Here is a 24,571-nt window from a genome sequence, read left to right as displayed (position 1 = left end):
CACTCGTGACGTCCGGGCCAGAACGACGAGTCAACCGTTGGGGAGCGCATGTCCCCAAAGAATTCGGCCACCCCGGGAAGTCCAGTGGTGGCCGTGTTGATGGGCTGATTGTAGGTGCCGAAACTGGGTTTTCGCAGTGTGGGGGCACCAAAATAGGACAGTGTGACGGGTTGATGGACACCTTTGGCGCCATCTCGGCGTATCTGCTGAGTGAATACCCCCGGCCACGAGTGCTGAGAGCACCTAGAATCTGACGCATGAGTTCAATGGTTCTTGCTCGCAAATACCGTCCCCGAGGCTTTGACAGCATGGTTGGTCAAGGTCACGTGGTTCAGGCCTTGGCCAACGCGCTGACGCAGCAGCGCTTGCACCATGCCTATCTGTTTACTGGTACCCGTGGGGTCGGTAAGACAACGGTGTCTCGGATTCTGGCTAAGTCGCTCAATTGCGTTGGCCCCGACGGGCAGGGCACGATCACAGCCAGCCCATGCGGGCACTGCCAGCCATGCCGTGACATTGATGCGGGCCGATTTGTTGATTATGTGGAACTGGATGCGGCGTCCAACCGAGGCGTCGAGGAAATTTCCCAACTGCTGGAGCAGGCTGTTTACAAGCCAGTGATGGGGCGCTTCAAGGTCTACATGATCGATGAAGTGCACATGCTCTCGAACACGGCGTTCAACGCGATGTTGAAGACCTTGGAGGAGCCGCCAGACTATTTGAAATTTGTCCTTGCGACAACGGATCCGCAAAAGGTTCCCGTTACGGTCTTGTCGCGGTGTTTGCAGTTCAACCTGCGCCCAATGGCCGTTCAGACCGTGCAGGAGCACTTGGCGCAGGTCTTGTCGGTTGAGCAGATTGAGTCCGATCCTGGGGCATTGAGATTGCTGGCACGTGCTGCGCGGGGGTCGATGCGTGACGCCATGTCGCTCACGGATCAAGCCATTGCATTTGGCGGCGGGCGACTGGAGGAGGGTGCTGTTCGGCAAATGCTGGGCGCCGTTGATCGTCAACACGTTCAGCGCATCATCGAAGCCGTTGGTGAGGGCGACGGGGCTGGACTGGTGGGGGCCGTTGATACATTGCGTCAACTGGGTCTGTCTGCGTCTGGAACCTTGGAAGAGTTGGCGACGGCGCTGCAGCGCATGGCGGTCATTCAAGCCGTGCCGCAGATGCAGACCCCTGAAGATGACCCGGATGCTCAGGTGTGGGCGCAGTTGGCGCCAGTGCTGGCTCCGGACGAAACCCAGTTGTTCTACAGCTTGTGCATTCAAGGGCGAGCTGAGTTGGCCTTGGCGCCAGATGAGTACAACGGCCTGCTGATGCTGCTGTTGCGCTTGCTGGCCTTCAAGCCTGGGCACGCATATGGGGCAGGAGACAGTCCTCGCCCAAAAGCTGAAGGCTCGGCACGGACACAGATCCCGGTTGCCGAGCCCAAGCCGGTAACGAAGCCTGAGCCGGCACCTGTATTGGCGCCTGCCACGCGGCCTGTTGAGGCCAAGGCATTGCCTGCAGAGGCGCCAACGCCAGCGCTGCCTGTGGTGCGTGAGCCTGCTCAAGGCTCGACCGCGCCGTGGGACGACGCGCCTGCAGAGCCAAAGAGCGCTGTCGAGCCAAGCGCACCATCGGTTCAGGCCATTGAGCCGCCAGCACGCATGGCTGCGTCGGTTGCCGAGGACTTTGATGAGCGGCCAGAGCCACCCGATGAGGACTGGACGACTTCGGTCGAGCCTGCTTGGGATGCAACTGTGGATGTGGATGCCGCCTTTGACAATGTGGCGCCGGCAAAACCGGCTGCGTCGCCTGTGGTTGTTGCTCACCCCTCTCCAGAGTGGTCTGCTCCCCCAAAGAAGACAACTCTGTCGTTTGACCTGCCGCCTTTGGGGGCAGATCTGCTATCCGATCGTTGGGCGGAATTGGTCAAGCAACTCAATGCCAAAGGTTTGATCGCTGCACTGGTGCGAGAGCTCGCAATGCAGTCTCAGGCTGTCGAATGTTCGGACGAGCCTGGCGGCGGTGTTCACTGGCGCCTGCGTGTTGACCGTGAGAGCTTGTGTTCCGATGTCAACCGTGAGCGGTTGAGCGCAGCGATTGCTCAGCAGCAAGGACAGGCAGTCAAGCTCACACTTGAAAAAGCGCCAGCCTTCAATACGCCAGCACAGCGCGATCAAGTCGCGCGTGAGGTGAAGCAGCGAGACGCCGAAGCGCTGATCGAAGGCGATGCACTCGTTCAAGGATTGATGGCTCGCTACCCCGGTGCGCGCATCGTGCCCGGCTCAATTCAGCCCCTCTGATTTTTCTGTCATCGCCTTGCGGTGACAATCATGTTTCTTGACATAGAAAGGATGAGCCATGCTCAAAGGACAACTCGCAGGCCTGATGAAACAGGCCCAACAAATGCAGGACAACCTCAAGAAGGCTCAAGAAGAGCTGGGGCACGTGGAGGTGGAAGGCCAGTCTGGCGCTGGTTTGGTCAAGGTGCTCATGACCTGCAAGAACGATGTCAAGCGAGTCACCATTGATCCAAGTCTGCTGGCTGACGATAAGGACATGCTGGAAGACTTGGTCGCCGCTGCATTCAATGACGCGGTCCGTAAGGCGGAAGCAACCAGTGCCGAAAAGATGGGCAAGCTGACTGCGGGTATGCCCATGCCTCCTGGCATGAAGTTCCCGTTCTAACGGCGAGTTGGCGAAATGGCTGATCCCGCGCTGGATGCGCTGGTGGATGCGCTGCGCTGTTTGCCTGGGGTTGGGCAAAAGTCTGCCCAACGCATGGCCTATCACCTGCTGCAGCACGATCGCGCCGGTGCGATCAAGTTGGCTTTGGCCTTGGAAAGTGCCGTCACCGAGATTGGCCATTGCGAGCGATGCCATACCTTTAGTCGGGCTCCTGTTTGTGATGTTTGCCTGGATGAAAGTCGAGACAAGCACTTGCTTTGTGTCGTTGAGACACCTGCAGATCAAGCTGCACTGGAGCGTACAGGGAGCTACAAAGGGTGCTATTTCGTTTTGCTGGGTCGGCTGAGCCCGCTGGATGGCCTGGGCGCCAAAGACATTGGGTTGAGTGCCTTGTTGGACCGCGCCAGTGACGGCTTGGTTAAAGAAGTCATCCTGGCGACCAATTTCACCGCTGAGGGAGAGGCCACTGCGCACGTTCTGGCTGAACACCTCAAGGCGCGTGGATTGAAAGTGACACGCCTTGCTCGGGGTGTGCCTGTTGGAAGTGAATTAGAGTACGTCGACCTCGGAACGATTGCCCATGCGTTCATGGATCGACGCTGAGTTTCATCAACGACAAAATGGCCGCTCAACAAGGCCGGAGGAGACTTTCAATGAGTGTTGCGAACTGGTGTGTACTGGCTGCTTGTGCTTTGCCCATCTTGACGGTTGGGATGGCCAAGGCCAGCGCAGGCATGAAATCGCCCCGTAAAGGTGGCTACGACAATCACAATCCCCGCCAGTGGCTGGGTCAGTTGACGGGGTGGCAACAGCGTGCTGTTGCAGCGCAAGCCAATGGTTTTGAGGCTTTGCCTTTGTTCATTGCAGCTGTACTGATGGCACAGCAAGCGCACGCGGATCAGTCGTCCATCGATCACCTGGCCATTGGTTTTGTGGTGGCGCGTGTGGTTTACGTGGCGATGTACCTGTTGGATATCGCTGTCGTTCGCAGCTTGGTGTGGGCTTTGGGCTTTGGCCTGTGTGTCGCCATCATGGCGTTGGCGGGCTGAACACGGAGCCCGCCAAGCTGATCCAAGGCGTCAGCGGGCGCTGGCCACCCGAACTCGACTGGAACGCGCCGCTGGCGCGTTTCGCGTTTTGGTGGCTGATTTCTGGGTAGTCGAGCGACTCACGCTGGCCACCACGCGAGCGGTTTTGGCGGGGCTTCTGCGTTCTTCAGCACGACGTCCCTTGGCGTCTTTCGAGCCGTCTTTCGATGCGACCACTTTGCCATTTGCTTTATTGGCAACGAAGACCACAACGGTCTGGCCGCGCTGGAAGGATGCGGATGAGCCGACCTTGTTCCACTGCGCCAATTGCTGAGGTGACACACCGTAGCGTTGTGCGATCGACTTGACCGTGTCACGTTTGCCAGCTTTGAGGGTCATACGGCGCAGAGGCGGCACATCCGGCGCAAGTGCCATCATCGCGTTGTCTGCCAAGGCAACGGACACGTCCTCCTCCTTGTGCTGTGACCGTGGCACCAGCAAGGTGGAGCCAGCCTTCACCAGCATCTTTGGCGGGATGTGATTGATCTCTCGCAGTTGCGCTTCTGACATGCCCACCCGCTTCGCGACGTCCGATGGGTGCATGGTCTTGGGGACTTGCCATGCCGTCCAACTGGCCAACGTGCCATTGTGGCCGGTCAGGTTGTGAACAAACAAGTTGGCATTGTTGTAAGGCAGCAAGAGCTGGGGGGTGCCGGCCGCCAGAATCACGGGCTTGTTCTGAGAGGGGTTCAGTGCCTTGAACTCATCGACTGGCAAGCCTGCCAAACGAGTGGCCAGTGCCACATCGATATCGCGCTGAATGGGGACGCTGACGAAATACGGGTGATTTTCAACCGGAGTCAGCGTGAGCCCATAAGCCTCAGGGCGAGCAATGATGTTGCGAACGGCATGCAACTTGGGAACATAGTTGCGTGTCTCCGGTGGCATGTTCAGGCTGAGGTAATCAGTGGGCAGCCCCTGTTGCTGATTACGCTTGATCGCGCGCTGAACATTGCCCTCGCCCCAGTTGTAGGCGGCGAGTGCAAGGTGCCAGTCGCCAAACATGCGGTTGAGCCGCTGGAGGTAATCCAGCGCCGCACGCGTGGATGCCAGAACGTCTCGCCGATCGTCACGGAACAAGTTCTGTTTGAGCTCGAAATCCTTGCCTGTCGCAGGCATGAACTGCCACATGCCAGATGCACGTGCCGAGGACATGGCCTGGGGATTGAAGGCGCTTTCGATGAATGGCAGGAGTGCCAACTCCGTGGGCATGTTACGGCGGCTGATCTCTTCAACAACGTGAAAGAGGTATCGGCTGCCACGCTGTGTCATGCGCTGCACATAATCAGGTCGGCTGGTGTACCACCGCTCATGGTCCGTCACCAAGGGGCTATCCAGCTCGGGGAGCGTGTAACCTTTGCGAATACGACCCCACAGGTCTTGGGTCGCGCTCGCATCGTCGAGATTGATCGTGGTATCTGGACGAAGTGGATCGGTGGGGGCGCCAATGGCTTCACCAAGTGCAGCACCGTCCGTGGAGTCTGCTGCAGAGCTTGTCCGTGCCAGCAAGGTCGCAGGGCTCAACTCTACCTGCAAGCCTGACGTGGGATCTTGGCGCGTTGCGCCGCGAGAAATTGCATCGCCACGGGGCGTGTTGCCTGCTGCGAGCAACTTGTCAACATCGATGCCAGCGCGGCCTTGCTGCGCAGGCAGTGGTGTGGTGCCGCAGGCAGAAAGCAGCAGAGTAAAGACAGTTGATGCGCTCAACAGCAGGGTGCGTGGGGCAGGGTGTTTCGTCAGCATCATCAGAAGTTGTTTTTCCAGGTACGCAGGGCTTCGAACACCGCTTCAGGGCGTGTGTCCTTGCAACCGTGTGCGTGGACGCTGGCCAGCACCGCAGGCTGGGTGCAGCGCAAAAACGGATTGATCAGCCGCTCTCTTGCGATAGAGCTCGGCAAGGTCGGGCGGCTCTCTCCACGCAACGCAATACAACGCTGCAAGGCTTGTGCCACCTCTGGATTGAGAGGTTCGACAGTCTGAGCAAAACTCAGATTTCCGATCGTGTATTCATGTGCGGCGCAAACGCGGGTAGCGTCTGGCAAGGCGGAAATACGCTTCAAGCTGTTGTACAGCTGATCGAGGCGGCCATCAAAAACCCTGCCGCAACCGGCACTGAACAGTGTATCCCCAACGAAGATCAGTGGCGCTTCGTTGACAGGATTAGTCTGACCCTGCCAAAAATAGCTGAGATGCTCATCGGTGTGCCCCGGGGTGCCCAGCACCTGGAATACCTTGCTTGCCCAGTTAATGTGGTTGCCGTCAGAGACGATGTTTGTGATCTGCGGAATGGCTTTGCTCAAGGGGCCGTAAACCGGAATCTGACCATTCTGAAGCGAAGAGATACCGCCAACATGATCTGCGTGCCGATGGGTCACTAGAATGGCGGTCAGTGTCAAGCCCATGCGCTGAAGAGCATCTCGTACAGGCGTAGCGTCACCGGGATCTACAACGAGGGCTTGTTGACCGTCGTCGAGCATCCAGATGTAGTTGTCAGTGAAGGCTGGTAGGGCTGTGAGGTTCATGAGCAAGGTCGATCCAATTATAGAGTTGCACCCCTGGCTGGCTTTGCCTTCAGGCAAAGCCTTACTTGATTGGGAGCAGGATCAAATTGACCGTCTCGTCGCAGACATCTTTGGTTTTCATGCAGTGCAGTTGGGCCTGCCTGAATTGGATGGTTTGCGTGCCAACCGCATGCCGCATCAGTGGCGTTTGCTGGATGGCAGTTATCACCCGAGTGACTTGTCAATGAACGCGGCGGCGCTGTACTGTGATTTTGGGGCGCTGCCGTATCCCAATCACAGCTTGGATTTGGTGGTGTTGCCTCATGCGCTGGAACTTGCGCACGACCCTCATGCTGTGCTGCGTGAGGTGGAGCGTGTGCTGGTGCCTGAGGGTAGGGTGGTCATCATTGGTTTCAATCCCTACAGTCTCTGGGGCCTCTGGCAGGGATTGGGGCGTTGGGGTGTGGAGTCGGCAACGGTTTTGCCTCAAGGTGAGTTCATCAGCTACTGGCGGCTGAGAGACTGGCTGAGGCTATTGAATCTGGATGTGGAGTCTGGGTGCTTCGGTTGCTATCGCCCCATGATGCCGACAGACCGCGCTTGGGGGCGGTTGAAGTGGTTGGAGCGTGCCGGGGCGAGATGGTGGCCTGTGCTGGGTGCTGTGTACTGCGTGGTCGCAGTCAAGCGCGTGCGAGGCTTGAGATTGATTGGTAAAGTGAAGCGGACACGTGTCGCGTCGTCGGCAGCTCCGGCTGTGGTGGCGCAGAGGCACGTGCAACAGGATCAAATTGGATGACTGAGTCAGTGCAACCCGCCGTTGTGATGTACACCGATGGCGCGTGTAAAGGAAACCCTGGTCGAGGTGGCTGGGGGGTTTGGATGGTCAGTGGCGCACACGAGAAAGAAATGTGGGGTGGTGAGCTGGTGACCACCAACAACCGCATGGAGTTGACGGCCGTCATTGAGGCGTTGTCTGCACTCAAGCGCCGCTGCCGAATCGTGATTTACACAGACAGCGAATACGTCCGCAAGGGGATTACGGAGTGGATTTCCGGTTGGAAGCGTCGAGGCTGGAAAACAGCAGACAACAAGCCGGTCAAGAATGCCGACCTGTGGCTGAAACTGGACCAGTTGGCAGCCCAACATGACATCGACTGGCGATGGGTCAAGGGGCATGCCGGCGATCCCGGTAACGAACGGGCGGATGCCTTGGCCAATAGGGGAGCTGAAGAGGCTCGCTGAAATGCGCCGTCAGAGAATCAAGACCATGGTGAGTTTGTCGAAGTAGCGGGCTTGTCCCGGTGCATCGACCAACTTGATGGCATGCGGTAGCACGCCACACCCCTTGAAGCCGGCTCGCTCGTACAAGCGAATCGCCGATTCGCTGGAAGTACTGACGCGCAAAATGATCTGCTCCAGGCCGATGGCATGACGGGCTTCTGCGACAGCGGCATTGATCAACAGGATGCCGATGCCTTGCCCAGTGTGCTTGGGATGAACCATCATGCTGTTGAGTTCGGCGGTATGCCGCAGCTTTTGCAAGGACTGGCGCTCTAGGCCGACCATGCCGACCAGTTCACGGTCGACCCACGCGCCGATGAGAAAGGTTCCACCTAAAGGCTCACCCAAACCCAGGCGGCCGAGGTAGCTCTCGGGAGGGCGGGCTTGTTCACTATCGAAATCTGAGTCAAAAGCATCGGGATACTGGCGCAAGCCTTGATCACGAAGCGTTTTGTAGGCACTCAAGTCTGCCGGCGCGATCCGCGCAATGCGCACGGATGTGTCAGTCAGGCTCATTCAGTGTCTCCAGGGTATTGAAATTCGCGAAATCCGCAGGGTCGGCGAAGGATACGCTTGTCCAGTTCTGCGACTGGATCCATCGACTCATTTTTCGTTCGCCTTTCACGAAAGCAGTCAGAGTTTGAGGGTACACCCTCTTGTGCATCAATGCACACACCCAGTGTTGGTGAAAGTGATCTCCGGAGCCACTTTCCGGTACAACGATGTCCGCATTCCTTTGGGTCCCAGCCTGAAGCAGACTAGAGACTAGGTGGGGCGGGAGGTATGGGGTATCGCATGGCACCACCATCAACCAATCAGTTTCCGTGCGCCGCAACGCAGAGACGATGCCCGCAAGAGGCCCAGCCTTTTCGCCAAGGTCCGGATCGTCTGGAAATACGGATGTGTCCGCAGCAAGGGAGTCGGGCAACTGTGCGGAGTGTGCTTGTGCTTGTGCTTGGCGCAGCAGTTCGAGGTAGCGGTCTTGATTTCGGTTTGCGCTGATGAAAACCTGGCCTACTTGGGGTAGCAGTCTCGCCAAAGCATGGCTGGCGAGGGGAATGCGCTGCAGTTCTACCAGTCCTTTGTCCCGGCCCTGCATGCGGCGCCCCTCGCCGCCAGCCAACAGGCAGCCGGTGATCAATCGTTTGTCGTCCACACCTTAACCTCCGATGAAGCTCATTTCGACCTTGGGCTGCGTGTCGACCTTTGGGGTTCCTCGCACATCACGTTGTTCTGAATAGCGGTCCTGGCGCTGCAGCCAAACTGCTGCGATTTTCTGTCGCAGTGGATCGATGGCAAGTTGCTCGTCTCGGATGGCGCGGCGAAGGTCGTAACCTTGTCCAGCGAACAAGCATGTGAACAACTTGCCGTCGGTTGACAGTCGCATGCGAGAACAGTCGCCGCAAAACGGTTGAGTGACACTGGCGATGAAGCCGACCTGCCCGCCACCGTCCGTGTAGGCCCATCGTTGTGCTGTGCTGTGGGTGTTGCGGGGCAGCGGGTGGAGGGGCATCTCTGTATGCAACACGTTGCGGATTTGCTCTGCGGTCAGCACCCTGTCCATTTCCCAGAGGTTGGTGTTGCCAACGTCCATGAACTCGATGAAGCGCACTTCGACACCCGTGCCATAAAAGTGTCGTGCGATGGGCAGAATCTGATGATCGTTGACGCCGCGTTGAATGACGGTGTTGACCTTGATCGATGCAAAGCCTGCTGCTTGGGCTGCAGCAATGCCGTCCAGAACGGCATGAACGTCGAGATCAGTGTCGCTCATGCGCTTGAAGATCACGTCGTCCAGCGCATCCAGACTGATGGTGAGGCGCTGCAAGCCTGCTTTACGGAGTTGTTTGGCCTTCTTCGTCAGAAGCACGCCATTGGTGGTCAGGGCCAGTTCAGGCGGGGTGCCGTCGGCGCATCGAAGATTGGCGAGTCGACGGATGAGCGTCTCGATGTCTTTGCGCAGCAGGGGCTCCCCGCCGGTGATTCTCAGTTTTCGCACACCCAACCCTACGAACGCGTCGGCAACGTGCGTGATCTCCTCAAAGGTCAGCAGTTGGGTTTGGGGCAGGAACGCGTGATGCTTGTCAAAAACGTCACGTGGCATGCAGTAGCCGCACCGGAAGTTGCAGCGATCCGTGACTGAAATGCGCAAATCACGCAGTGGGCGCCCCAATTGATCCAAGAGCGTGTTGTCCGAGATAGACGGGGCAAAGTCCGCTGATTGAGTGAGCGGCATTGCATCGGGGGCGGACGCAATGGGGATCACTCTGTGGAAGTCAGGACGCAACTGCTGGCTCATGGGCTCGCATTTTGCGTGAACAACCTGCCCCTACATTCAGCAGGGACAGCAATCGAAGGCTGATCAGTTGTTGTTCTGTTGACGCGCGTTGACGGTGGGGGCGCGGCGTGCGCCGTCAAAGCGCTGCTGCCAATAGCTCTGGCGCATGTCTTCCACACGTACTTCGCCGCCAGCACGGGGCGAATGGATGAACTTGTCATCACCAATATAGATACCCACGTGCGAGAAAGTGTGCCGCAGTGTGTTGAAGAACACCAAGTCGCCAGGCTTGAGTTCGTTCTTTTTGACCGGCACCAAGTCAGGGGAGTTGGCCTGCTCGATGGCACGACGGGGCAGGATCAGGCCCACACTGTTTTCGAACACGTGGCGGGTGAACCCGCTGCAGTCAAACCCGCTTTCAGCCGATGTACCACCGCGACGGTAGGGGACGCCGAGGAAATTCATGGCGGACAAAACCAGCTCAGACGCCATGTCGGTTGCTTTGTCGCGAACCTGTTGAGCCAACTCGACGACCGGGCGGGTCGAAGGGATCAGCCCTCGGTCAGACAAAAAGCGGGATACGGGATCGGTGTCAGCCTGAACCGCGGTAGGGGCTGGGGGCTGTTGCTGAGCATGGACGGACGTCAACAGACCGGTGCTCATCAGCCCAGCCAGCAGAGAAGCCCGTACGGCCCGGCTCCAAGCGCTGGCCTCACGACTCCGGCAAGCATGGTCACCGTTAAACGATGAGTCTGGATGTCGGTTCAAAAACTGCATGGGTGGCAAGCCTACGTGCGGTTTCCGTTGGCGTCAACCTCATTTACGCCCTGAAACTGGCAAATTTGTACCGAAAACAGGGGGGGTGTCCGAAAGTCAAGGGGTGTGCGTGGCGTTTTGGCTGGAATTCCACGGGGGGGGCTGTGAGGCTCGGCTAGTGCTTGATGTGCCGCAAGTTCTTGTGTCTCAAAGCTCCTAACCTGTCAGCAATGACCAAAAGCGGTTAGCAACGGAGACTGAAATGAGCACCAACATTACAAACAACGCCAAGGGCCTCAATGACGCTGTCGTCGCTTCTTTAAAGGAGAAGTTGGAGTCCAAGTTGAAGGACTTGGCTCAACAGGACCATGCTCTGCGCGAACGTTTGGCTGCAGAGGACAGTTTCGTCCGTAACACCTATGTGGCAGGTCAGGACGGAGCAGCCATCTCTGAGGTGGATGACGAGGTGATCGCCATGATTCAGCACGATCGAGCTGAACTGCGAGACATTCAGGCAGCGCTAGACCGGATGAGCGAGGGCTCTTACGGGCAATGCACCGAGTGCGGTGAGGACATCAGCATTGCGCGATTGGAGGTTTTGCCAGAGGCCAGTCACTGCGTGGCATGTCAGGACAAGGCCGAGCACCGCCACGTTCATTGATCTATGGGGCGCTCAGGCGCCCAATTGATCCAAGGCGTCTGTCAACTCAAGCCAGCGGGATTCGAGCGTTTCGATTTCGTCGCCCAGAGCCTTGAGGCGTCGTCCCAAGTCTGCTCGTTCTGTGGCGGGGAGCGCGGAGTCGCCTAACGCATTCATGATGGTTTCTTGCTCGGCATTGGCTAGCGCCATCCGGTCGTCGACCTTCTTGAGTTCGTTTTTCAGCGGCTTGGCTTGCTCTGCCAGCTTTTGTCGCGCTTGGGCTTGGGCTTTGCGGTCCTCACGGCGATTGCTCGCCGCAGCATCCGCAGTGCTGGCTGCCCGTTCGGTGTCACGCGCGGCCCGGGCTGCTAATGCCACCTCTCGGGCTTGTTCCTGCAGCCAGCGCTGGTAGTCGTCCAGGTCACCATCGAACGTGGATACCCCACCTTTGGTGACCAGCCAGAACTCGTCGCACACCTCGCGCAGCAAGGCGCGATCATGGCTGACCAGCATCACCGTTCCTTCAAACTCGTTGAGGGCGATGCTCAGTGCTTCACGTGTCGTGAGATCCAGATGGTTGGTGGGCTCGTCAAGCAGCAACAAGTTGGGACGTTGCCAGACCACCAGCGCCAGCACCAATCGCGCCTTTTCGCCGCCACTGAACTGGCCCACAGGCTGCATCACCATGTCGCCGGTGAACCGGAAGCGGCCCAGGAAGTCTCGCAATTCTTGTTCGCGGGCTTGAGGGCTGACTTCCTTGGCCAGACGGATCATGTGTGCAAGCGGGCCCTCATCGGGGCGCAGCACGTCGAGTTCTTGCTGTGCAAAGTAGCCAATGCTCAGTCCCTTGCCCTCGGTGACCTGACCGCTTGTGGGTGATTGCATGTGCGCCAGCGTCTTGACCAAGGTTGACTTGCCCTGACCGTTGGCGCCCAGGATGCCGATGCGTTGACCGGGCAGCACAGATCGGTTCACGCTGGAGACGATGGTCAAAGCCGAGCCGTCGTCACGGCTGTAACCGCAAGCCAGGTCCTTCATCACCAACATGGGGTTTGGCAGGCTGCTGGGCTCGGGGAACTCGAATTCAAAGTCGCTGGCAGTCAATACGGGCGCCAGTTTCTCCATGCGCTCCAAAGCCTTGACGCGACTTTGCGCCTGCTTTGCCTTAGTGGCCTTGGCCTTGAATCGGTCGATGAAGCGTTGCAAGTGGGCGATGCGGTCTTGCTGCTTTTCGTAAGCCGCTTGTTGTTGGTTGAGTCGCTCGGCTCGCAACGACTCAAAGGCAGTGTAGCCACCGGTGTAGCGTGTCAGCTTGCCTTCGTCGAGATGCAGCGTCACCCGGGTGATGGCATCCAGAAATTCGCGGTCATGGCTGATGATGAGCAAGGTGCCTTCGTAGCGCTGAAGCCATCCTTCCAGCCACACCAAGGCATCCAAGTCCAAGTGGTTGGTGGGTTCGTCGAGCAGCAGCAATTGCGCTGGACACATCAGCGCACGCGCCAATTGCAGGCGCATCCGCCAACCGCCCGAGAAGCTGTTGACGGGCTGCTGAGTTTGTTCCATCCGGAAACCCAGGCCCAAAAGCAAGGCCTGAGCGCGTGCGGCGGCATCGAAGTGGCCTGCTTCAGCTAGTGCGGCGTGTGCTTCGCCGATGGCGTGACCATCTCCTGCGGATTCGGCGTCGGCCAGATCCTGGCGAGCCTTCATCAGCCGCGTGTCGCCCTGTAGTACGAATTCGGTGGCAGGCTCGGCGGTCTCGGGCATGTTCTGCGCCACTTCGGCCATGCCCCCAGGTTGTAACCAACTCGGGGGGATCTCGACGTCACCGGCATCCGGATGCAGGCGACTGGCCAGCAAGGAAAACAACGATGACTTACCCGCACCGTTTCGACCGATGAGACCCACCTTCTCTCCTGGATGGATGGTGGCGCTGGCTTGCTCAAGCACAGGCTTGGTCCCCCGCATCAGGGAGACATGCTTCAAAACGATCATGGGCTTGTCGATTCAGGCTGCCGGATCCAGCAGCAGCGCATCACGGGTCAGGAGCAGCAGTTGGTCTGCGCCCGAACTGGTATCCAGCCAGACGGCGGGAAGGCCAGGAAATGCGCGTTCAAAATTGGGGCGCTCGTTGCCGATCTCCAGGATCAGCACGGCATCTTCGGTCATGTAGCGATCGGGCTCTGCACGAATGGCTGAGAACAGCGCACGGGTGAAATCCATGCCGTCTTCACCCGAAGCCAGGGCCAATTCGGGTTCAGCTCGGTACTCCGCCGGCAATGCCTGCATGGATTGCGCATTGACATAGGGTGGGTTGCACAGGATCAGGTCGTAGGGGCCATGAACGGAAGCCAAACCATCGCTTTGAATCAGCGAGATGCGTTGATCCAATTCGTGGCGAGCCACATTGATCTTTGCAACCTCCAGCGCGTCGGTGCTGATGTCTACGCCATCTACCACGACTTCGGGGTACGCCATCGCAGCCAGAATCGCGAGACTGCCGTTGCCGGTGCAAAGGTCGAGCACGCGATGGGTCCGGTCGCTCAGCCAATGGTCAATGCTGCCGTCTGCCAAGACTTCGGCGATGAAGGAGCGCGGCACGATGACACGTTCGTCGACGTAGAACGGGATGCCTTGCAACCACGCTTCTTGGGTGAGGTAGGCGGCTGGCTTGCGTGTGGTGATGCGCTGTTCGATGAGTGCCTGAACCTGTTCAGCCTGGTCGGGCGCAACGGGCTGCTGGGCCACGTCGTACAGTGCGTCGAGGGGCATGTTCAAGCGCCACAGCGTGAGCCACGCCGCCTCGTCAAACGCGTTGGTGGTGCCGTGTCCAAAGGCGACTTGGGCCTGGGTCAGTTGGACTGCACTTCGCTCAATCAGCTCAAAAATGGTCACGCAAGCAGCCTTTCCAGCGTCTGCTGGTAGATGTCCTTCAACGGCTCAATGTCTGCAACAGTGACGTGTTCGTCGATTTTGTGGATCGTTGCATTGACCGGGCCGAATTCCACGACCTGAGGGCAGATTTGGGCGATGAATCGGCCATCGGACGTGCCGCCTGACGTCGACAACTCCGTCTCTATACCCGTCACGGACTGGATGGCGGCCGCGATGGCATCCACCAAGGGGCCTTTGCGTGTCAAAAACGGGCGGCCACCAAGAACCCAGTCAATATGGAAGTCGAGTCCATGCTGACGCAGCACGTCTTCAAGGCGAGCCTGGAGTCCCTCGGGGGTGGATTCGGTCGAGAAGCGAAAGTTGAAGTCAATGACCAACTCGCCGGGGATCACATTGTTGGCGCCGGTGCCGGCATGGATGTTGGACATCTGCCAGGTTGTTGGTGGGAAATGGTCGTTGCCCTGATCCCAGACGATGCTGGTCAACTCAGCCAGAGCCGGAGCAGCAAGGTGGATCGGGTTTTTGGCCAGATGAGGGTACGCGATGTGCCCTTGAACACCTTTGACGCGCAACTTGCCTGACAGCGAGCCTCGGCGCCCGTTCTTGATCATGTCGCCGACGCGGTTGACCGAGGTGGGTTCGCCGACGATGCAGGCATCCAGTCGCTCTCCCTTTTCCTGAAGCCACTCGCAGACCTTGACGGTGCCGTCAATGGACGGCCCCTCTTCATCACTGGTGATCAAAAACGCGATGCTGCCAGCGTGGTCCGGATGACGGGCAATGAATTCCTCGCTGGCAACAATCATGGCGGCCAGCGATGTTTTCATGTCTGCTGAGCCCCGCCCGTAGAGCATGCCGTCCCGGTAAGTCGGAACAAACGGTGGGGAGGTCCATTGATCCAATGGGCCTGTCGGTACGACGTCGGTATGCCCGGCAAACACGAGGGTGGGAGCGCCCGATGCGTAACCATGCCCCCGTTTGATGGCCCACAAATTGGTCACGGGGGCGGCTTCCGGGCCAAACACCAGGGTTTGGCACTCAAAGCCGATGGCCGACAAGCGCTCGGCCATCAGGGTCTGACAGCCTTGATCTTCAGGCGTGACGGAAGGGCGGGCGATCAGCGCCTCAGTGAGGCGAATGGTGGCAGTCATGAATCAAATCAAAGTCGGGTGCTGGAGAACCCGCTGGGGGAATCGTCCCCGACCTCCAGCGTGATTTCGGTGAACGAGGGGCCATCGTCGTGGTCTTCCGCTTTGGCTTGTAGCTTCGACTTGATGGTCGTCTCGTTTTCCAGTCGCCACATCAGGTTGGTCGGCGAGTCGGCGTGTGCCAAGCCCTCATCTCGGGTCACAAGTCCGTCGTTGATGAGCTTGGCGATGGCCGCTTCAAATGTCTGCGATCCTTCCGCAAGGGACTTCTCAAGCGCTTCCTTCACCTCTGTGAAGTCACCACGCGTGATCATTTCAGACACCAGTTGTGTGTTCAGCAGCACTTCAACGGCGGGCACTCGCCCACCGGAGGTGGACTTGAGCAGTCGCTGCGACACGATGGCCTTCAAGCCTGAGGCCAAGTCGCTCAGCAGGGCAGGACGGGCTTCAGGGGTGTAGAAGGACAGGATACGTCCCAGCGCGTGGTAGCTGTTGTTCGCGTGCAGGGTCGACAAAACCAGGTGACCAGACAGCGCATACGACAGCGCTGCCGTCATGGTTTCGCGATCGCGAATTTCGCCGATCATGATGCAGTCCGGGGCTTGGCGAAGCGCGTTTTTCAGTCCGACTTGCAGCGACTGCGTGTCTCGGCCCACTTCGCGTTGGTTCACCACCGATTTTTTGTTGGTGAACAGGAATTCCAGCGGATCTTCGATCGTTAGGATGTGACCGGTCATGCGCTGGTTGCGGTGCTCCAGCATCGACGCCAGCGTCGTGCTTTTACCGGCACCCGTTGCGCCGACCAACAAGATCAGGCCGCGCTTTTCCAGAACCAGTTCGCTCAGCGCATCCGGCACGTTCAATGAATCCAGTGCAGGAATGTCCGTGGGGATGTAACGGAACACGGCTGCCACAGACCCACGTTGCTTGAAGGCGCTGAGACGGAAAATGGCGACACCTGGGATCGTGATACCCAGATTGAGCTCGCCCGTCTCGTCGAGCTCTTCCATTTGTGTGGGCGTGATCAATTCCGCCAGGAGTTGTCGCGGCTGTGACGGCGACAACACCTGGTCGGTGAGTTGCATGATCTGTCCATTGATCTTGATGAGGATGGGCGTCTTGGCAGACAAGAACACGTCCGACGCCTTCTTCTCCGCCATCAGGCGCAGAACCTTTTCAAGGTTGCCACCACTCATCAGATGATCTCCCGGTTGGATTGAATTAGGACAGGATCACGGCAGGGGCCGATCAGGCGCCACGCAGCAGATCGTTGATGCTGGTCTTTGAACGGGTTTGGGCATCCACGCGCTTGACGATCACGGCGCAGTACAGGCTGTACTTGCCATCGGCAGAAGGCAGGTTGCCCGACACCACCACGGAGCCGGCAGGGATGCGGCCGTAGGTGACTTCGCCTGTGGCACGGTCGTAGATCTTGGTGGACTGACCGATGTACACACCCATCGAGATCACGGAGTTTTCTTCCACGATCACGCCTTCGACCACTTCGGAGCGTGCGCCGATGAAGCAGTTGTCTTCAATGATGGTGGGATTGGCTTGCAGGGGTTCCAGCACGCCGCCGATGCCCACGCCACCCGACAGGTGAACGTTCTTGCCGATCTGGGCACAAGAACCCACGGTGGCCCAGGTGTCGACCATGGTGCCTTCATCGACGTAGGCGCCGATGTTCACGTAAGAAGGCATCAGGATGACGTTCTTGGCCTGGAACGAGCCACGGCGGGCCACAGCGGGTGGCACCACGCGCACGCCCGTGGCGGCCAGTTGCTCGGCGCTCATGCCGGCGTACTTGGTGGGCACCTTGTCGAAGAACTGCAGATCGCCTTGGCCCATGGGCACGTTGTCGTTCAGGCGGAAGCTCAGCAGGACAGCCTTCTTGACCCACTGATGGGTTTCCCACTGGCCGTTGATCTTCTCGGCCACGCGCAGCTTGCCGGTATCCAGTTGGTCAATGATGTGATTGACTGCGTCACGGATTTCAGCTGGAGCCGATGCGGCAGACAGCGAGGTGCGCTGTTCCCAGGCGTTGTCGATAACGGATTGCAGAGCTTGAGACATGATGTTCTTTCTGAAAATCAGGCAGATTGAGATTGGATGAAGGCTTTGATGCGCTCAGCGGCTTCGACGCATTCGTCGACACCCGCGACCAGCGCCATGCGAACACGGCCAGCGCCCGGATTGATGCCATTTGCTTCACGGGCCAGGTAGCTGCCAGGCAAAACCGCGACATTGTATTGAGCCAGCAATTCACGGGTGAACGCTTCGTCACTGCCGCCACACACATGTGCAGGCACCTTTGCCCAGAGGTAGAAGCCGGCGTCGGGCAGGGCGACGTTCATCACGGAAGCCAGAATGGGGGTGACTTTCTCAAACTTCTGGCGATAGAGCGCGCGGTTCTCGACCACGTGAGCCTCGTCATTCCAGGCGGCCACACTGGCACGCTGAACAGCAGGGCCCATGGCGCTGCCATGGTAAGTGCGGTACAGCAGGAATGCTTTCATCAGGCTGGCATCACCGGCAACGAAGCCCGAGCGCAAACCCGGCACATTGGACCGCTTCGACAGACTGGTCAGCGCAATCAGGTTCTTGAAATCTGCGCGACCGAGTTTGGCTGCAGCTTCCAGGCCGCCCAGCGGGGCAGCATCTGCACCTTCGCGGAAGTAGATTTCGGAATAGCACTCGTCCGAAGCGATCACAAACCCGTAGCGGTCGCTGAGGTCAAACAGCTTATTCCACTCCTCCAGCGGCATGACCGCACCGGTTGGGTTCCCGGGCGAGCAGACGTAAAGCAGTTGTGTCGTCGCCCAAGTGGATTCGGGGATGCTCGACCAGTCTGCAGCAAAGTTACGTGCAGGATCGGAGTTGGCAAACACCACTCGAGCGCCAGCCAGCAGCGCAGCGCCTTCGTAAATTTGATAGAAGGGGTTGGGACACACCACTGCAGGGCCACCGACATCTTGGTGCTGCGTGGGATCAATCACGGCCTGAGCCAGCGCAAACAGGGCCTCACGCGAGCCGTTGACGGGCAAGACTTGGGTCGCGGCGTCAAGCTTCAAGCCGTAGCGACGCTCAATCCAGTTAACGCACGCTTCACGCAGTGTGGGCTCGCCGGCGGTTGCGGGATAGTTGGCCAACCCATCCAGTCCAGCCGTCAAGGCATCTTTGATAAAGCTTGGCGTGGCGTGTTTGGGTTCGCCGATTCCCAAGCTGATGGCACGGTAAGCGGCATTGGGTACGACGCCCGATGTGAGGCCGCGCAGGCGTTCAAACGGGTAGGGCTGGAGTTTTTTCAGCAGTGGATTCATGGCAGGCCATTATCCTTGGGCATCAGTGGTCAGTCAGTGGGCGTTTGCCTCACTTCGTGCCCGGTTTGCGGGGGAGGTAGCGCTCATCTGAGTAGGTGAGCAGCCATTCGGGTTTGAAAGCGACAAAGATCGATGTCAGCATTCCGGTGCTGATGGCTTCGGCCCAGCCGAGCAGCCAGTGAGCCAGCATCCATTCTTCGGTTGACAGCGTGTCGGGCTTTTGTCCGGTGATCCAGGCCAGCACGCTACTGATGCTGACGGCGACCGCGGTGGTCATGAACGCCCGGCCCAAGATGTACACAAACATGTGTTGCGCCACCCAAGTACGCACGCCCAGCCCGATCAACAGACCGAGCGTGCCGGGAATCATGCCGTGCCACACAATGTGCTGCAGGATCTGACCGATCTCGGGTGAGTGAGTCTGACCAATCAGGCCCGCGGCAAACCCGATCGGTAGCAGGCTCCACATGGCCAGAGGCCAGCCGAACATCAAAATCAGCAGGAATGAGCCGGTGATGTGCAGAGCCATCCCATTCGGCAGCAGATGCTCTGTCCACCAGACGAACGGCAGCAGAGTCATGGCACCCAGCCATGGCATCTGAAGTGGACGGTGTGACAGCGGTAGCCAGGGCTTGAATGCAAAGGCCGTCGCGAGGACGGCCAGCATCACCAGCATGTCACCCGTTGGAAGGGTGGTGGGCACTGCGCGCGAGGACTGATGGGCGAATTAGCCGAGCAGACCCGTTTCGGCGTTGTGCTGGGGCAGCTCGACCTTGGGCGCAGGCTTCCACCCCTTCTTGCGGTGCTCGACCACGACGTTGGTGTAGATGCCGCCACGGACATACCACTTGGCGGTGATGCGCAGGTAGCGCGGGTCGATGGCCTTGACCATGTCGGTCAGGATGTCGTTGGTGACCTTTTCGTGGAAAGCGCCGTCGTTACGGTAGCTCCACATGTACATCTTCAGGCTCTTCAGTTCGATGCAAAGCTTGTCGGCAATGCAGTCAATCGTGAAGTGCGCAAAATCGGGCTGGCCTGTCAGAGGGCAGAAGCAGGTGAACTCGGGCACCTGGAACTGGATCACATAGTCACGCTCAGGCGCAGGGTTTGGGAAAACATCCAGCGTGCGGGAGGGGGCCGAAGGCGGGGTCGCAGGCTTGGCGCGCTCGCCAACGCTCAGCTTGGTCTCGTCTTTGGCTTTCGTGGTCGATGCGGGTGTTTTCTTGGCCATGATGATCAACTCAGGGGGTAACAGTTTTCCAGCAAAGAGGCGATGCTATCATCTTTGATTGACCTTGACCTCTGTCAATGTTGGTTTCTCTTGATAAATCAAGGACTTAGAAAGTCGGCACCTGTGCTGCAGACCGTTGAAGCATGCGACTGAATTCGATCAAGCTGTCTGGCTTCAAGTCATTCGCTGAACCTACCCATTTCCATCTGCCTGGGCAGCTGGTGGGTGTTGTCGGCCCAAACGGTTGCGGCAAGTCCAACATCATGGACGCGGTGCGTTGGGTGCTGGGCGAATCGAAAGCGTCTGAGTTGCGTGGCGAGTCCATGCAAGACGTCATTTTCAATGGCTCAGGTAACCGCAAGCCTGCCAGTCGCGCGAGCGTGGAGTTGGTGTTCAGTAATGAGCTGGGGCGCGCTGGTGGACAGTGGAACCAGTTCGCTGAAATTGCAGTCAAGCGTGTGCTGACCCGAGACGGGACGTCCAGCTATTTCATCAATAACCAGCCTGTGCGTCGTCGTGACGTGCAGGACGTGTTCCTGGGAACGGGCCTGGGCCCCCGCGCCTACGCCATCATCGGGCAGGGCACGATCAGCCGCATCATTGAATCCAAACCAGAAGAGTTGCGACTTTTTCTGGAGGAGGCAGCCGGTGTTTCGAAGTACAAGGAACGCCGTCGTGAAACAGAAAACCGCCTGAAGGACACGCGCGAAAACCTCACCCGGGTGGAAGACATCCTGCGGGAGTTGAACAACAACCTCGACAAGCTGGAGCGACAGGCCGAGGTGGCGTCTCGCTACCACGCTTTGCAAGAGCAGGGCACGCAGAAACTGCATCAGCTGTGGTTCTTGAAGCACCGCGACGCCGCGACAGAGGAAACGCGCATTCGTTTGGCGGTGGCCGAGGCCACGAACGCCCTGGAGGCACGAGTGGCCGAACTGCGCTCGGTTGAGGCAGAGCTTGAGCAAGTGCGACAGGATCACTATGCCGCCAGCGACGCTTTGCACACATCGCAAGGTGAGCTGGCCGAGGCCAATCTGGCTGTCAGCCGGTTGGAAGAGCGTATCCGCTATGTGATTGAAGGCCGGCAGAAGGTCGAGCAGCGACTGGCTGAGATCAAGGCGCAGAACGATCAGTGGGAGGAGCGCCGCACTTCGGCCGAGTTCGAGCTGGAGGAACTGGCCGAGAAGATGGTCGCGGCCGAAGAACAGGCCGAGATTCTGGCTGCGCAGGCCGAAGAGCTGGCGATGAACATTCCGGGCTACGAAGACGGTGTGCGCGCGGCTACGCAACGTGCCAACGAACAGCGTGGTGTCGCGGCACAAGTGCAGCAGCAGATTCAGTTGCTCGCCGCAGAGTCACGCAACGTAGATGATCAGTCACGACAGCTAAACTTGCGTCGCGAGCGGCTCGCGTCAGAGAAGCAGACTTTGTCCTTGCCTGACGAGCATCGGCTGACAGACTTGAAGCGCCAACTGGATGCAGCGCAAGAAGACGTGGCGCTGTTCGAGGCCCAGTTTGGTGAGTTGGGTGAAACCGTACCGGCCTTGGACGAGGCTCGACAAGCCCAGCAGCAAGAGAGTCAAAGACAAGCAGCCAAGCAAGCGGAGCTGGCTGCCCGCCTGGATGCCCTGAGGACCTTGCAGGAGAAGGTGCAAACCGAAGGCAAATTGAAGCCTTGGTTGGCCAAGCATGGCCTGGATGGCCTTCCGGGCTTGTGGACGCGTGTCCACATTGAGTCTGGCTGGGAAAACGCCCTGGAAGCAGCTTTGCGTGAACGGCTGTCGGCCATTGAGGTCGGGCGTGTTGAAACCGTTCGAGCGTTCGAGATGGACGCGCCGCCTGCCAAGCTGGCGTTTTACAGTGCACCGGCTGCGGCCATTCAGAACAGTCATCAGACCTTGCCCAGGCTGTCTGAGATGCTGCGGCTCCACGAGCCTTCGCTCAAGGCGCTGATGAACGACTGGCTGGAAGGGGTCTATACCGCGTCCACCATGGAAGAGGCCTTGGCCAATCGCGCCAGGTTGACCCATGGCGAAGTGATCATGACGCGGGCCGGACATGCGGTGAGTCAGTTTGCGGTGAGCTTCTATGCGCCTGACTCGGAACAGGCAGGCATGCTGGCCCGTGCGCAAGAAATCGAAAACCTTGAAAAAGAGGTTCGGGCGCAGGCCTTGATTGCGGAGGACGCGCGTGGGGCGTTGATTCGCGCCGAAGCAGCCTACACCGACGCATCGCAGCGGCTGGCGACGACCCGTCGCGATACGACGGAGGCACAGCAACGCGGGCACCAGTTGCAGGTGGAAGTTTTGCGCCTGAGCCAGCAAGCCGAGCAGGCAAGTGCACGCCACGGGCAGATATCAGAAGAACTGGCCGAGATTGACGCGCAGTTGGATGATCTTCAAGAGCGCCGCGCGACCGGGGAAGCTCGTTTTGAAGAACTGGATCTTAGCCTGGCCGATGCGCAAGAGCGGCACGCACAGCTTGAAGAAGCGGTCATTGAAGCTGAACGCCGCTTGACCCAGGCACGTGAGCAGCAGCGCGGCCTGGAGCGTCAAGCTCAAGAGGCGCAGTTCAGCGCGCGTGCGCTGGCCTCCCGTCGGGGCGAGTTGCAGCGCAGCATTGAGACGGCAGCGCAACAGATCCAACAAAACGAAGCATCGGCATCGCAATTGCTCGAGGAACAAGCCCGGTTGAGCGACGCATCCGCCAACACGGGCCTGGACGAAGCCCTGGCATTGAAGCTGGAGAAAGAGTCGGCCCTGGCCCAGACGCGCAATCGCTATGACGATTTGTCTGCCCAACTGCGGCGTGCTGACGAACAGCGGATGTCGTTCGAGCGGAGCTTGCAGCCGCTGCGTGACCAAATCACCAAGCTGCAGCTGGAAGAGCAGGCTGCCAGCTTGGGCGGCGCGCAATTCCTGGAGCAGCTCACGGCTGCGGAAGTGGATTTGGTCGCGTTGGCCGAAGCCATCGAACGTGACGGCATCAAGCTCTATGGTTTGCAGTCCGAAATCGATCGCATTCAGCGGGACATCAACGCGCTGGGTGCGGTGAACCTGGCTGCACTGGAAGAGTTGACGGCGGCGCGCGAACGCAAGGGATTCCTTGACTCGCAAATGGCGGATTTGCTGGATGCCATCAAAACGCTGGAAGACGCGATCCACAAAATCGACATCGAGACGCGTGACTTGCTGGGTAGCACGTTCAACACCGTCAACGAGCATTTCGGTCGCATGTTCCCCAGCCTGTTTGGCGGGGGCAGCGCCAAGCTGGTGATGACAGGCGATGAGATCCTGGATGCCGGCGTGCAGGTCATGGCGCATCCTCCTGGCAAGAAAAACAGCACCATTCACCTTTTGTCTGGTGGTGAAAAGGCCCTGACGGCCATCGCGCTGGTGTTCGCCATCTTCCAACTGAACCCGGCGCCATTCTGTCTGCTCGATGAGGTCGATGCGCCGCTGGACGATGCCAATACCGAGCGTTATGCGCGCCTGGTCAAGAACATGTCGGGCGGAACCCAGTTCCTCTTCATCTCTCACAACAAGATTGCCATGGAGATGGCCGAACAGCTCGTCGGCGTCACCATGCAAGAACAAGGCGTGTCCCGCATTGTGGCGGTCGACATGGAAGCGGCATTGGGCATGGCCCACACCGCTTAAGGACAAGACACCATGAATCATTCCCTGACTCTGTACTTGGCGATCCTGGGTGGCATCGTTTTGGCGGCCGTGATCGCGCACGGCACCTGGACAGCACGGCGTGCAGCAGCCCGACATCCCAAGCGCGCCACGCTGGAGCCCATTGACGGAGACAGCCAGTCCGGTTTGACGCACACCGAGCCGATGCTCGATGGTGAGCCCACGCAGCCCATGGGCTTGGATGATGGCGGGGGGCGGTTGCCAGCGGTCCCTCCGGTGAAGCGTCACGGGCCAAGACTGGATGCACTGATCGATGCCATCGCAACCGTCACCATCGATTCACCGTTGAGCGGTGACCACATCTTGCTGCACATGCCGCCCACACGACGGGCGGGCAGCAAACCTGTGTTGGTGGAGGGGTTGCGTCGCGATTGCGGCGAGTGGGAGGCTCCGCAAGCTGGTGTCCAATACACCGAATTGCAGGCCGGTGTCTTGTTGGCGAATCGGACGGGCGGGCTCAATGAAATCGAGTACTCCGAGTTTGTTCAGAAAGTGCAGTCCATGGCGGACGCTTTGGGCGGTGCTGTGGAGTTCCCGGACATGCTCGATGTGGTCGCGCGTGCCAAAGAGCTGGATGCTTTTGCCAGTGACCACGATGCACAACTGGCCATGCGGCTTTACGCCCGAGGCAGCGCTTGGTCGATCGGTTACGTTCAGCAGCAAGCGGCTCGCCATGGGTTCGTTGCCGGCGCCTTGCCTGGCCGGATGGTGTTGTCGTCACACGAGGAAGGTGCGCCACCCATTCTCACGCTGCAATACGACGCTCAAGCGGCTTTTGCCGATGACCCTGATCAGGCCACTGTGCGCGAGCTAAGCCTCTCCTTCGACGTTCCACAAACCGCAGTCGAACAAGAGCCCTTCAAGGCCTGGTGTGCAGCAGGTGAGGCTTTGGCGCTGAGCATGGACGGCATCATGGTTGACGACCAAGGACAGCCATTTACCCCTGCCGCATTTGCGTCGATTGAGCAGGCGCTGTCCGGCCTCTATGAAGCATTGGCGTCACGTGATCTGGCTGCGGGTGCTGCGTCGACCCGTCGCCTGTTCAGCTGACGAAGGCCT

At 59.0% G+C, this 24,571-nt stretch carries 23 protein-coding genes; 9 read left to right on the top strand and 14 right to left on the bottom strand.

From position 1 onward, the window contains the following. Positions 1-257 precede the first annotated feature (257 nt). From dnaX to ACOYNB_RS08840, 4 genes are read left to right on the top strand one after another with little or no spacing between them, the layout of a single operon-like run. Positions 258-2,294, top strand: coding sequence for a DNA polymerase III subunit gamma/tau (gene dnaX / locus ACOYNB_RS08855; protein WP_422838727.1), 2,037 nt, complete (start codon positions 258-260; stop codon positions 2,292-2,294). Positions 2,295-2,352: 58 nt separating this feature from the next. After that, the gene (locus tag ACOYNB_RS08850) at positions 2,353-2,679 is read left to right on the top strand and encodes a YbaB/EbfC family nucleoid-associated protein (protein WP_420817266.1); all 327 of its coding nucleotides are present in this window, start codon (positions 2,353-2,355) and stop codon (positions 2,677-2,679) included. Between the two features lie 15 nt (positions 2,680-2,694). Further along, the gene (gene recR / locus ACOYNB_RS08845) at positions 2,695-3,282 is read left to right on the top strand and encodes a recombination mediator RecR (protein ID WP_422838726.1); all 588 of its coding nucleotides are present in this window, start codon (positions 2,695-2,697) and stop codon (positions 3,280-3,282) included. A 50-nt stretch (positions 3,283-3,332) separates the two neighbouring features. Beyond that, positions 3,333-3,728 (top strand): MAPEG family protein, encoded by a 396-nt coding sequence (locus ACOYNB_RS08840; RefSeq protein WP_422838725.1) that lies wholly within the window; start codon positions 3,333-3,335, stop codon positions 3,726-3,728. Between the two features lie 30 nt (positions 3,729-3,758). On the opposite strand, the gene ACOYNB_RS08835 is transcribed toward ACOYNB_RS08840, so the two are convergent. Together ACOYNB_RS08835 and gloB are read right to left on the bottom strand one after the other, a co-directional pair. After that, a complete protein-coding gene (locus ACOYNB_RS08835; protein ID WP_422838741.1) occupies positions 3,759-5,510 on the bottom strand; it encodes a transglycosylase SLT domain-containing protein in 1,752 nt (583 codons plus the stop codon). A gap of 2 nt (positions 5,511-5,512) precedes the next feature. After that, the gene (gene gloB, locus ACOYNB_RS08830) at positions 5,513-6,289 is read right to left on the bottom strand and encodes a hydroxyacylglutathione hydrolase (protein ID WP_422838724.1); all 777 of its coding nucleotides are present in this window, start codon (positions 6,287-6,289) and stop codon (positions 5,513-5,515) included. On the opposite strand from gloB, the gene ACOYNB_RS08825 reads away from it, so the two are divergent. Beyond that, entirely contained in the window at positions 6,288-7,064 is a 777-nt protein-coding gene (locus tag ACOYNB_RS08825; protein WP_422838723.1) for a class I SAM-dependent methyltransferase, read from the top strand. The genes gloB and ACOYNB_RS08825 overlap by 2 nt on opposite strands. Continuing rightward, positions 7,061-7,510 carry a ribonuclease HI gene (gene rnhA, locus ACOYNB_RS08820; RefSeq protein ID WP_374256078.1) on the top strand — a complete coding sequence of 150 codons (450 nt, stop codon included), beginning with the start codon at positions 7,061-7,063 and terminating at the stop codon, positions 7,508-7,510. Before ACOYNB_RS08825 ends, rnhA begins: the two co-directional genes overlap by 4 nt. Before the next feature lie 9 nt (positions 7,511-7,519). Here rnhA and ACOYNB_RS08815 read toward each other — a convergent pair whose 3' ends face one another. The 4 genes from ACOYNB_RS08815 to ACOYNB_RS08800 form a co-directional block, all read right to left on the bottom strand. Then, the gene (locus ACOYNB_RS08815) at positions 7,520-8,065 is read right to left on the bottom strand and encodes a GNAT family N-acetyltransferase (RefSeq protein WP_422838722.1); all 546 of its coding nucleotides are present in this window, start codon (positions 8,063-8,065) and stop codon (positions 7,520-7,522) included. Continuing rightward, a complete protein-coding gene (gene mobA / locus ACOYNB_RS08810) occupies positions 8,052-8,705 on the bottom strand; it encodes a molybdenum cofactor guanylyltransferase MobA (protein ID WP_422838721.1) in 654 nt (217 codons plus the stop codon). The genes ACOYNB_RS08815 and mobA overlap by 14 nt, the downstream gene beginning before the upstream one ends. A 3-nt stretch (positions 8,706-8,708) precedes the next feature. Beyond that, positions 8,709-9,848: a GTP 3',8-cyclase MoaA gene (gene moaA, locus ACOYNB_RS08805; protein WP_422838720.1), complete on the bottom strand. Its 1,140-nt coding sequence runs from the start codon at positions 9,846-9,848 to the stop codon at positions 8,709-8,711. Between the two features lie 63 nt (positions 9,849-9,911). After that, on the bottom strand, positions 9,912-10,490 hold the full coding sequence (locus ACOYNB_RS08800; RefSeq protein WP_422838719.1) for a C40 family peptidase: 579 nt from the start codon (positions 10,488-10,490) through the stop codon (positions 9,912-9,914). Positions 10,491-10,845: 355 nt separating this feature from the next. Here ACOYNB_RS08800 and ACOYNB_RS08795 point away from each other — a divergent pair, with 355 nt between their 5' ends. Continuing rightward, complete coding sequence (locus ACOYNB_RS08795) at positions 10,846-11,244, top strand: TraR/DksA family transcriptional regulator (protein WP_422838718.1); 399 nt, start codon at positions 10,846-10,848, stop codon at positions 11,242-11,244. Positions 11,245-11,256: 12 nt separating this feature from the next. Here ACOYNB_RS08795 and ACOYNB_RS08790 read toward each other — a convergent pair whose 3' ends face one another. The 8 genes from ACOYNB_RS08790 to queF are packed head-to-tail and all read right to left on the bottom strand — an operon-like array spanning position 11,257 to position 19,814. Next, a complete protein-coding gene (locus tag ACOYNB_RS08790) occupies positions 11,257-13,215 on the bottom strand; it encodes an ABC-F family ATP-binding cassette domain-containing protein (RefSeq protein ID WP_422838717.1) in 1,959 nt (652 codons plus the stop codon). Positions 13,216-13,227: 12 nt separating this feature from the next. Further along, entirely contained in the window at positions 13,228-14,115 is an 888-nt protein-coding gene (prmB, locus tag ACOYNB_RS08785; RefSeq protein ID WP_422838716.1) for a 50S ribosomal protein L3 N(5)-glutamine methyltransferase, read from the bottom strand. Next, on the bottom strand, positions 14,112-15,266 hold the full coding sequence (gene dapE, locus ACOYNB_RS08780) for a succinyl-diaminopimelate desuccinylase (RefSeq protein WP_422838715.1): 1,155 nt from the start codon (positions 15,264-15,266) through the stop codon (positions 14,112-14,114). The genes prmB and dapE overlap by 4 nt, the downstream gene beginning before the upstream one ends. Positions 15,267-15,274: 8 nt before the next feature. Next, positions 15,275-16,459 (bottom strand): PilT/PilU family type 4a pilus ATPase, encoded by a 1,185-nt coding sequence (locus ACOYNB_RS08775; RefSeq protein ID WP_422838714.1) that lies wholly within the window; start codon positions 16,457-16,459, stop codon positions 15,275-15,277. A gap of 52 nt (positions 16,460-16,511) precedes the next feature. Beyond that, on the bottom strand, positions 16,512-17,336 hold the full coding sequence (gene dapD / locus ACOYNB_RS08770) for a 2,3,4,5-tetrahydropyridine-2,6-dicarboxylate N-succinyltransferase (RefSeq protein WP_420816919.1): 825 nt from the start codon (positions 17,334-17,336) through the stop codon (positions 16,512-16,514). A 17-nt stretch (positions 17,337-17,353) separates the two neighbouring features. After that, on the bottom strand, positions 17,354-18,583 hold the full coding sequence (gene dapC / locus ACOYNB_RS08765; protein ID WP_422838713.1) for a succinyldiaminopimelate transaminase: 1,230 nt from the start codon (positions 18,581-18,583) through the stop codon (positions 17,354-17,356). A gap of 49 nt (positions 18,584-18,632) precedes the next feature. After that, the gene (locus tag ACOYNB_RS08760) at positions 18,633-19,286 is read right to left on the bottom strand and encodes an energy-coupling factor ABC transporter permease (RefSeq protein WP_422838712.1); all 654 of its coding nucleotides are present in this window, start codon (positions 19,284-19,286) and stop codon (positions 18,633-18,635) included. A 24-nt stretch (positions 19,287-19,310) separates the two neighbouring features. After that, positions 19,311-19,814: a preQ(1) synthase gene (gene queF, locus ACOYNB_RS08755; protein WP_374256059.1), complete on the bottom strand. Its 504-nt coding sequence runs from the start codon at positions 19,812-19,814 to the stop codon at positions 19,311-19,313. Between the two features lie 143 nt (positions 19,815-19,957). Between queF and smc the strand changes: the two genes are divergently transcribed. Both smc and ACOYNB_RS08745 read left to right on the top strand, forming a co-directional pair. Further along, positions 19,958-23,473 (top strand): chromosome segregation protein SMC, encoded by a 3,516-nt coding sequence (smc, locus tag ACOYNB_RS08750; RefSeq protein WP_422838711.1) that lies wholly within the window; start codon positions 19,958-19,960, stop codon positions 23,471-23,473. Positions 23,474-23,485: 12 nt separating this feature from the next. Further along, on the top strand, positions 23,486-24,562 hold the full coding sequence (locus ACOYNB_RS08745) for a cell division protein ZipA C-terminal FtsZ-binding domain-containing protein (protein WP_422838710.1): 1,077 nt from the start codon (positions 23,486-23,488) through the stop codon (positions 24,560-24,562). Positions 24,563-24,571: the final 9 nt, after the last annotated feature.

It is taken from the genome of Aquabacterium sp., from assembly GCF_049317225.1.
Taxonomy (GTDB): Bacteria; Pseudomonadota; Gammaproteobacteria; order Burkholderiales; family Burkholderiaceae_C; genus Aquabacterium.
This window is presented reverse-complemented; position numbering and strand designations above follow the sequence as displayed.